General features: G+C 57.1%; 5 protein-coding genes. 2 read left to right on the top strand and 3 right to left on the bottom strand.

Annotated elements, in window-relative coordinates:
• Nucleotides 1–225 precede the first annotated feature (225 nt).
• From holA to ileS, 3 genes are all read right to left on the bottom strand, one after another.
• Nucleotides 226–1671 carry a DNA polymerase III subunit delta gene (gene holA / locus QNK41_RS21920; RefSeq protein WP_319261689.1) on the bottom strand — a complete coding sequence of 482 codons (1446 nt, stop codon included), beginning with the start codon at nt 1669–1671 and terminating at the stop codon, nt 226–228.
• Between the two features lie 265 nt (nt 1672–1936).
• The gene (gene lspA, locus QNK41_RS21915) at nt 1937–2503 is read right to left on the bottom strand and encodes a signal peptidase II (protein WP_319261686.1); all 567 of its coding nucleotides are present in this window, start codon (nt 2501–2503) and stop codon (nt 1937–1939) included.
• A 10-nt stretch (nt 2504–2513) separates the two neighbouring features.
• Nucleotides 2514–5327 carry an isoleucine--tRNA ligase gene (ileS, locus tag QNK41_RS21910; RefSeq protein WP_319261682.1) on the bottom strand — a complete coding sequence of 938 codons (2814 nt, stop codon included), beginning with the start codon at nt 5325–5327 and terminating at the stop codon, nt 2514–2516.
• A gap of 183 nt (nt 5328–5510) precedes the next feature.
• Between ileS and QNK41_RS21905 the strand changes: the two genes are divergently transcribed.
• Together QNK41_RS21905 and carB are read left to right on the top strand one after the other, a co-directional pair.
• On the top strand, nt 5511–6104 hold the full coding sequence (locus QNK41_RS21905) for an HD domain-containing protein (protein WP_319261679.1): 594 nt from the start codon (nt 5511–5513) through the stop codon (nt 6102–6104).
• Between the two features lie 122 nt (nt 6105–6226).
• A complete protein-coding gene (gene carB / locus QNK41_RS21900) occupies nt 6227–9415 on the top strand; it encodes a carbamoyl-phosphate synthase large subunit (RefSeq protein ID WP_319261674.1) in 3189 nt (1062 codons plus the stop codon).
• Nucleotides 9416–10126: the final 711 nt, after the last annotated feature.

Here is a 10126-nt window from a genome sequence, read left to right as displayed (position 1 = left end):
GCTTGCCGCAGATTCAAGGCAGATGTCGTCGCGCTATAGTGGACTATGCGCGGCGATATCTAACGCCGAAGATGGGGTGATCCGCCTGAGGCGGATAAAGATCGGCAAACCCAATGGATTTCACCTTTTGAATACAACCATCGATGGCACCCAACCGTGATCGTTACCCATCGACCTTCTTCGAGAAAGGTGAATCGCTCAGTTTGGGTGTGATTTAATAGCCACCTATCCACCTGCTCTCCGGCACAGACCAACCAGGAAGGTTTCCAGCAGCATCCGGGGGTCTTGGCCGGTGGATTTCATGCGGACATCGATCTGGCTCAAGTCAACCATGGCCGTTGTCAGCGCTTCTATTGAAAAGTTGTTCGCCTTTTTGAGTGTCTGGAAAACGGGAAAGGGGCTTTTCGGATTTTTGGCCAGAACCAGATCACTGGTGGCTGCCTTTTTTCTTTTTTTTCCCTCAGTGGCGGGATTCAGGAGCGAATCCCACGCTTGCGTATGCGATGCAGACGCCGCATCGTCGGCCTGAACCGCTTTAAACGGACCGGATTTAAACTGGGGAAAGGTCATGCGGGCAGACCAGGACCGGCCCCGGTCCCTGACAATGAAGTCTTTGGCCAGCAACAGCCGGCGAATCTGGTTGGCCACAGCCGCCAGCAGCTGCAGCGGATGCATTCCGTCATCCAGCAGGCTTTTCATGAAAAACAGGATGGCAGGCAGGTCCCGATCCGCCACCGCATTGGTAAACTCGAAGATGGGATCCTTGCGGGTGCGCCGCAACACGGTTGTCACATCCGCGTCGCTAATCGTTTCTCGATCGCCGACAAAGCTGACCAGTTTCTCCAAGTTGCCGGTAAGGGTGCGAAGATCGAATCCAGTCCACTGCATCAGCCGCTTGCGGGCATCCACAGCCATTCGTTTTGACGCCTGAGCCAGGGCATCGTCCATGGCCGCCTGCATGACCGCATCCTGGGCCATGCGGTCCGCCCGCGTCTCCCCTTTGGGAACGGTGCAATCCACCACCAGGCCGGTTTCAACGATGGCTTTGAACAAGGCTTTGCGACGATCGACGAAATCAGTGGTCAACACCAGGCGGTGCCCATCCGGAAAGCCCTTTTCCATGGCTGTTTTGAGTATATCCGCATCATCTTGCAGTTCCGGGATTCGCAGCCCGTTTTCGCGACAAAAATCCATCAATGCAGAAAACCACGACGGCGGTTCGCCATCCACATCGTCGGCCACCTTTATTCTCAGTGCAGGCGTGGTCAGATCTTCTAAGGCCAGACCGGTAAGCGCCATCAGGTTTAAAAACGGCCGCGAGGCTTTTTTCATGTCGCCTTTTTGGGCGGCCTGCACCATCTTCTCTCGTAGCCCCTGCTGGACCTTGGCTGAGTAAAATAGCCGCGCGTCCTGCAGCACCAGAACCTTGGAACCAGAAAGCAGGGCATAGGTGTTCATGCTGGACAGTACCCCGCCAATGGGTTCTTCACCGCCATCGAAACGCTCGACCCCGAGGGTTCTTTCCGCTTGGGGTATCAACGCGTCCAGGATCCCCTCACACGCCTTTTTGCATAGCATTTCTTCTCCGCATACCAACGTGACCGCCGGCCAGTCGGCGGGAACAGCGCGGCTGAGATAGTCGGCAAAGGCATGGTAGGCGATAGTTGACATAGGATCAGAAGACTGAGATCAGAGGTCGGAAGACTGAATATTCACTATTCGAAAATCGGTAATGGGTTTAATCCTTCAAACCCTATATACCCAATAAACTCAAAGAACCCAAGTAACAAAAAAGCCCGTTTCAAAACGTTTCAGTTTGGTCAAGATCAAGGCGGACGATCATTTCAGCCGGAGGCATACTAAGTGTATGTCGAGGATTGAAATGTGAGACCAACGCAGACATTGGCCATAATGGAACGTTTTTGAAATTGGCTCGCTAATCCGGCATTTTTCCGAGCACCAAGTGCGCAATGAAAATCGTGATCCCCACGGTGATGGCACTGTCCGCCACATTGAAGGCCGGCCAGTGGTAGGCCCCCACGTATACATCCAGGAAATCGACCACCTCGCCGAAGCGCAACCGGTCGATTAGGTTGCCGACGGCACCTCCGAAAATCATGGCCAGGGCCGACGCCAAATAAGGATAGGTTTTGGGTGTGCTCCGGTAAAAATAGACAATCAGTCCCATAGCGACGATCGAAACACCGATAAACAGCAGGTTGCGGACCCCCTGGCTGCCGGCTGCCATGAAACCGAAGGCACCTCCGGGATTGCGAATATGCGTCAGGTTAAAAAAACCCTCGATCACCGGGATGGAGTGATAGAGTGGTATCTTGGCCAGAACCAAAAGTTTTGTCGCCTGGTCCAGCAGCACCACCACGACGGTAATCATGAAGAACGGCATGAACCCCAACGAGGGCATCGGGGCCTCGCGGGCGGCCTTTTTTCCATGCATGACCGAACGATTGTCGGATTCGGGGGTATCCGGTCGGGTGGTTTTCATATTCCGCTGATCACGTTGCTGTTCCCATCAGGTCGATCTGCGCCAACGAACTGCCGCAACGGCTGCAGATCGTGGGATGCTCGGCAATTTTTCCGACGCTGTCGTCGTAGACCCAGCACCGCTGGCATTTTACGCCGCCGGCCGGCTCCACTTTGACCCATATGCCCTCGGTCTCCTGGCCGACGTAGGCACCGGAAATCTCCCCGGCTACCATGGCCGCCCGGGAAACGATGAGTATGGATCGAAGATCATCCTTAAAACCGCTCATGATGGCATAAAGATCCTCGCTGAGGCCGACTGTAACCGACGAATCCAGGGAGTGGCCGATCACCTTTTCCGCACGGGCCTTTTCCAGCGCCTTGGTCACCTCAGCCCTCACGTTGATCAGGGTTTCCCATTTGTTGGCCAGGACGTCATCCTTCAGACCGGGGTCCGGTTGGGGAAATGCGACCAGGTGAATACTTTCCGCCTTATCATTCAACGCCGGCATATGGCGCCAGATCTCCTCGGCCGTGAAGGGCATGATGGGCGCCATGATCCGGGCCATGGCGTCTAAAATGGCATACATGGCAGTCTGGGCGCTGCGCCGGGCCGTGGACGCCGATGGGCTGGTGTAGAGCCTGTCCTTTAATATATCCAGGTAAAATGAGGAGAGATCAACGGTGCAGTAGTTGTACAGGCGGTGGTAAATCACGTGAAACTCGTAGGTGTCATACGCCTTGAGCGCCCGCGCCACCAACCCCTGGAGCGTGTGCAGGGCAAAGCGGTCGATCTCCAGCATCTGATCGACCGGCACGCTGTCGGTCTCCGGGGAAAAATCATTAAGGTTCCCCAACAGGAAGCGGCTGGTGTTGCGAATTCGACGGTAAGCATCGCTGAGCTGTTTGAGAATGTTGTCGGAAATCCGCACATCGTCCCGGTAGTCGGACGCCGACACCCACATGCGCAGAATCTCAGCCCCGTATTTGTCAATAACCGTCTTGGGCGCCACCACGTTACCCAGGGATTTGGACTGCTTCTTGCCCTCGGCATCAACCACAAAGCCGTGGGTCAACACGCTGCGGTACGGCGCCTGTCCACGGGTACCCACGGCGGTGAGCAACGCGCTGTGGAACCAGCCCCGGTGCTGATCGCTGCCTTCCAGATAAAGATCCGCCGGCCACTGCAGGTAGTCACGGTCTTCCAGTACGGCGGCATGACTGACGCCCGAATCGAACCAGACATCCAGGATGTCGGTCTCTTTGGTAAAGGACCCATGGCCACAGCTTTTGCATACTGCGCCTTCGGGCAGCAGGTCGGCCGCCTCCTTTTCGAACCACACGTCGGCCCCGTGGGCGGCAAACTGGTCGAATACATGGTTCATGGTCGCCTCGTCCATGTGGACGGCGTCGCAGCCGTCACAGACGAAGACCGTGATAGGGACGCCCCAGGCCCGCTGGCGAGATACGCACCAGTCCGGCCGGTTTTCGATCATACCGAAAATTCGTTCCCGGCCCCAGTGGGGAATCCATTTGACCTGGTCGATCGCCTCAAGGGATTTGCGGCGCAGGCCCGTCTTCTCCATGGAGATGAACCACTGGGGGGTCGCCCGGAAAATTACTGGCTGTTTGCATCGCCAGCAGTGGGGATAACTGTGTTTGATATCGGCTTTGGCCAGCAGCACCCCCTCGTCCGCGAGGGTCTGGTTGATATTGGTGTTGGCCTTGAAAACGAACTGCCCGGCAAACCGGTCGACCTCTTCGGTGAACACGCCGTTGTCGTTCACCGGCGAATAGGCGTCTAGGCCGTATTGAAGGCCCACGTCATAGTCCTCGCGACCATGGCCGGGGGCGGTGTGCACGCAACCTGTTCCCGCTTCCAGGGTGACATGGTCGCCCAGGATGATCAGCGAATCCCGTTCATAGAAAGGATGCCGGCAGCGCTTGTTTTCCAGGTCCCGGGCTTTGAGATCGGCCAGGATACGGTAATCGGCGATGCCGAAGATCGGCATGCAGGCCTCCACCAGGTCCCGAGCCAGGATCAGGACCTGCCCGTCACCGGTTTCGACGGCCGCATAGTCGAAATCAGGATGAAGGGCCACGGCCAGGTTGGCCGGCAGGGTCCAGGGAGTGGTAGTCCAGATCACCACGGAAACCTCCCGCCCGGCCAACTCCGCGGCAATATCCGCAGGATTGTCCTTCAGCGCAAATTTAACGTACACCGAGGGCGAGGTCTCATCGTGGTATTCAATTTCGGCCTCGGCAAGGGCGGTCTTGCAGCTGCAGCACCAGTGGATCGGCTTCTTGCTGCGAAACAGGCTGCCGTCCAAGGCGAACTTGCAGCACTCTCTGGCGATGGTCGCCTCGTAGCGGTAGTTCATGGTCAGGTAGGGATTGTCCCACTCGCCCATGACACCGAGGCGCTTGAACTCGTCTCGCTGGATGTCGATGAACTTCTCGGCGTAAGCCCGACAACGGCGGCGAATCTGGGCCTGTGTCATCTCCTTTTTTTTGGACCCGAGCTCCTTGTCCACATTGTGTTCGATGGGCAAACCATGGCAGTCCCAACCCGGAACGTAGGCGGCGTCGAAGCCGGCCATCTGCCGGGAACGGATGATGATGTCCTTTAATATCTTGTTCAGCGCCGTCCCGATATGGATATGGCCGTTGGCATAAGGCGGGCCGTCATGCAGTATGAAGGTCGGACGCCCTTTTGACGCCTCCCGGATCTGGCCATACAGTCCCATGGTTTCCCACGCTTCCAGCTGATTGGGTTCGCGGGCGGCGAGGTTTGCTTTCATGGGAAAGCCGGTGTTTGGAAGATTCAGGGTCTTCTTGTAATCCATCGATGCCTCCGTATCGGTAATTTCATGGTAAGCAGGGATTTTTACTTTGAAAGCCGGTTCATGTCAAGCCAATAGAAAGGCGATTTTACCGATATTGTTGCTTGAAAACTGGCCGGTTTTGGGTCAATATGTTCATATTATCTGAAACCTAAGTTAACCGCGTTTTGGAAAAGTGAGCCAGTAATGGACCTTCAACGGCTGGAACAACAGATCGCATTTGTCCGCGAAGTGGACAAGCTCAAAACCATCGACCGCCAGACCCTGCTCACCGATGCATCGCGGCAGGAAAATGATGCCGAGCACTCCTGGCACCTGGCCCTGATGGCCCTGGTGTTAGGTGAATATGCCGGCGGCGAGGCCATCGACCTGCTGCAGGTCATCCGGATGGTCCTGGTCCACGACCTGGTGGAGATCGATGCCGGCGACACTTACTGCTACGATGAGGCGGGGTATGCAGACAAGGCCCAGCGGGAAACAACGGCGGCCGAACGCATTTTCAATCTGCTTCCGCCCGACCAGGCCGCCGAGATCCGGGCCCTGTGGGATGAATTCGAGACATCCCGAACGCCTGAAGCCAAATTCGCCAACGCGCTGGACCGCCTTCAGCCGCTGATGCACAACGTGTTCACCAACGGACAGATGTGGAAAAAACACGGTATCGTCAAATCCCAGGTGATCGGCCGAAACCGGAAAATTGCCGACGGCGCCCCGGACCTGTGGAGATTTGCCCGGGACATGATCCAAAAAGCGATCGATGACGGTCACCTGGCCCCCTGACACTGACAATTCACTTTAAAAAATGCTGTATGAAAGCAATGCTTTCGACGGCAGGATTCGATGGCTCCGGGATTCAAGGATTGAAGACCCTTAGAACCCTGAAACCCATTTAAGGAGAGAGCATGTCGCCCCACCCCCCAATGGAAAAAGTCCTCATCATTGGCTCCGGCCCCGTCAAAATCGGACAGACCGGCGCATTCGACGACGCTGCCTGTCGGGCGTGCGAGATTTTTAGAACAGCGGGACTTCAAACGGTGATGATCCACTGCGACCCGTCCGCCCTGGCGGCGGATATGGAAACGGCCGATCGCACCTACATGGTCCCCCTGACCCTGCAGTCACTTACGGAAATCATCCTGAGGGAAAAGCCCGACGCGCTCCTGCCCACCGTCGGCGGGCCGAGGGCCTTGCTTTTGGCCAAAGCCTGCAGCCGCAGCGGCCTGCTGAAAGACAACGGCATCCGGTTGCTGGGGGCGACCGAAAGGTCCCTGACTCTGATCGACAACCCATCGGCATTTTTCGATCTTCTCAATGACCTCGGCCTGGCAGCACCGAACGGGCAATCCACCGATAGTGTATCAGATGCAGCATCCATTGCCGAGACCATCGGATATCCTGTATTTGTGCGCGCCGCCGATCCAGAAGGTGCCCTGCGCCAGGGCATCGTGTACAACGTCGAAGAATTGCGACTGCTGGCTTCCGGCGGACGGCTGCCGTCCGAAAAGGTGGGCCGGTTGCGCATCGAACAGGCGCTTTCCGGGTATCGCGAAGTGGAGGTGGAACTGCTCAGAGATGCAGACAGCCGGGTTGAGGTTGTCGGTATGGCCGAGAATATGGATCCCGTGGGTATTCACAGCGGTGATTCCGCGGCCGTGATCCCCCCGATCACCATCGAGGATGAGACCCGCCGGCAAATTGAAGCGGCGGCGTGCAAACTGGCCGGCCAGATCAAGGTGACCGGCGCACTCAACGTCAAATTCGCCGTCGGACCGACGGCGGATCAGGTACTGGTCCTGGCCATGAACCCGTGGTTTTCGAGAATGAGCGCCTTTTGCGCCAAAGCCTTCGACATCGACCTGGCCACCATCCACGCCCGCCTCAGCCTGGGAACAGAATTGGACGATGTCATGGCCACACAGGGGTCGCCAATTGCGGGTATCGAGACCGGTGCCACGGTTGCCGTTCGTCTGCCGCGCTGGGAATTCGAACGCTTTGCCGGGGAAACCGCCAGGCTGGATGCCCGCATGAAGTCCACCGGGGAGGCCATGGGACTCGGTCGCAGCCTGCTGGAAGCCCTTCATAAGGCAGTGCGTGGCCGCTCCCCCCGGCAGCCGCTTGTGGGCCTCATACCCGAGCTTAGCCCGCTCAGCCTCGATGACCTGATGCGCCGGCTGGTCCTGCCATCACCGGAGCGTCTGTGCATGATCCACCAGGCACTGAAAATGGGTGCCGGCCCGGAAGCACTGGCCACGGTCACCGGTATCCACATCCACTGGATTCTTCAGTTGGCCGATCTGGCGGTTCTGGAAACGAAATTGGTCGATCTGGCGGGCAAAACGCCGCCGGCGGTCCTGATACAGCAGGCGGTCGCCGCCGGGTTTCCCGAATCCGGCCTGGCCCGCCTGCTGAATATTTCGCCGGATGCGGCTGGCCGCGTGCTGTCCGATGCCGGAGTCAACATCCAGCCCCGTGCGTCGGCTGATCGCGGACCATCAAGGATCTGGTTCAACACACCCGCCGGTGGCCATACCCGGCACGCCCCGTTGGGCAAAAGTGTTCTGATTGCCGGCCCCGGATCCGGTCGCATCGGCCACGGCATCGAACTGGACCACTGCTGTGTACACGGCGCCAAAGCCCTTCGAGCCGCTGGGCGCCAGGCCGTCATGGTCAACGCCAATCCCGCCGCTGCTGGTGGGTTGAGCGATATGGACCGCACCTATGTTGAACCGCTGACAGCCGACGATCTCAAGGCCGTCTACCGCTCGGAACATCCCGAAGGTGTCATTCTCCAATTCGGGGGATACGCAGCCATGGATCTGGCACGCGATTTAAGTGACGCCGGTTTACCGGTATGGGGAACCGCCCATGAGCGGGTGACGCTCTCGCAGGATCGCCTGCGCTTCAGTGGCCTGCTGACGGACATGGGCATTCCCCACCCCCACATCGGCATGGCCCACAGCCCGGAGCAGGCCATGGATCTGGCCGAAACCATCGGCTACCCGTTGGTAACCAGTGTACCGGCAGACAGACAGCGGAATCGCTACGGCATCGTCATGGATGCCCACATGCTGGAACAGGATTTGATGAATACAACCGTTTCAGCTGAATCGCCCATGCTGCTGGAGCAGTTCCTGGAATACGCCATCGAAGTGGAAGCCGATGCCCTTTGCGACGGCAGGACGATTTACCTGCCGGCCATCATGGAGCATATCGAACTGGCCGGCGTGCATTCGGGAGACTCGGCCATGGTGATGCCCCCGTACAGCACACCGCCGCGCCACCTGGAGACCATCAGCGCCTACATCCAGAAGGTTGCCCTGGAACTCGATGTCAAAGGGCTGCTCAACGCCCGTTTCGCCGTATACAATGATTCGGTCTATCTGTTGGCTGCCCGTCCATGGGCTTGCCGCTCATTGCCGCTGGTCTCCAAGATCTGCAACATTCCCATGGCCGAGAGGGCTGTCGAAATCATGCTGGGCATGACCCTGGACGAAATGGACCTGCCCCGCCGGCTGCTACCTCACTATGGCATCCGGTCGTCGGTGTTTCCCTTCGATACGTTCAGGGAGGCCGATCCCCTCCTGGGGCCCCAGATGCGGTCCACCGGTCAGGTCATGGTACTGGCAGAGATTTTCGGCATGGCCTACTATACATCCCAGGAAGCCGCCGGCCCCACCCTTCCCCGGCGGGGGAAAGTACTCATCACGGTCACCGACACCGACAAGCCGAGCATATTGGAGCCGGCAAGGCTGTTCCAGGAGATGGGGTTCGGCATCCAGGCCACGCGCGGCACCCATTCATTCTTAAAGAAAAACGGCATCCAGGCCGAATTGGTGAAAAAGCTCGGCTTTGGTCGGCCCGACCTGGTGGACGCCATTAAAACCGGCGATGTGGCACTGGTGGTCAACACCCCCAGCGGCAGACAGAGTCAGCAGGACGATGCCCATATCCGCAAGACCGCCATCCGATACCATGTCCCGGAAGTCACCACCCCCGCCGCCGCGCTGGCCGCTGCCAAGGGGATCGCCGCCCGAAAACGGGGACAGGAAGCACTGTGCACGCTGCAGTCCTATGTGCGTGCGTTGAAGTGAACAGTGGTCGGAGGTCGGAGGTCGGAGGTCGGAGGTCGGAGGTCGGAGGTCGGAGGTCGGAGGTCGGAGGTCGGAGGTCGGAGAAAAAAAATCCGCTGATGCACGCAGTGTCAACTCTTTTTACTTTTCCTGACCTACTACTTGAATTGACTAGATTGACATTTAGGTCAGGACATCGCTTGCATTATGGTATCACAGATTATCAGAAAACATTTTCACCCTTGATGAGTTGGAGCATCAGGAAAATCTGCCACCACTTTTCACCTGTGATATCAATTTCAAAGCTATCATATTTTAGGAAAAGGCCAACCACCAGGTATTGTAGTCGGTTATTTTTTCATCTGGGCAGTATTTAATAGCAGTTATGCAGATTTGCAAAAACGTGTAGTACCTGATGAAAATTGAAATAAAGATACCGTTAAGTGCTTCCATCGGTAAAGTAGTTGGTCATCCTTCGCTGATTATTCATTTAACGTCTCCCTACTGCTGGGGTTTCGGATTGAGAATTCCTATTCCTGCCCTCACGTTTTTTTTCCTTCGATACGATCTTCATGCTTTTCTCTATTTTTATCTTGTCTATCTTCTTTCATCTTATGCCGGAAATACGCATCATTGTCATCATTATAGTAATGAACAACCCCGCCGCAAGCAGTGAGGTATCAAGACCTTAAAAGGTTCCTGTCCATTTTAACGCCGCAAGCGGCGGGGTAT

Origin of the sequence: Desulfosarcina sp. (genome assembly GCF_033791525.1) — a bacterium.
Classification (GTDB): Bacteria; Desulfobacterota; Desulfobacteria; order Desulfobacterales; family Desulfosarcinaceae; genus Desulfosarcina.
The sequence above is the reverse complement of the archived record's forward strand: the minus strand, read 5'-3'. Positions and strand labels throughout refer to the sequence as shown.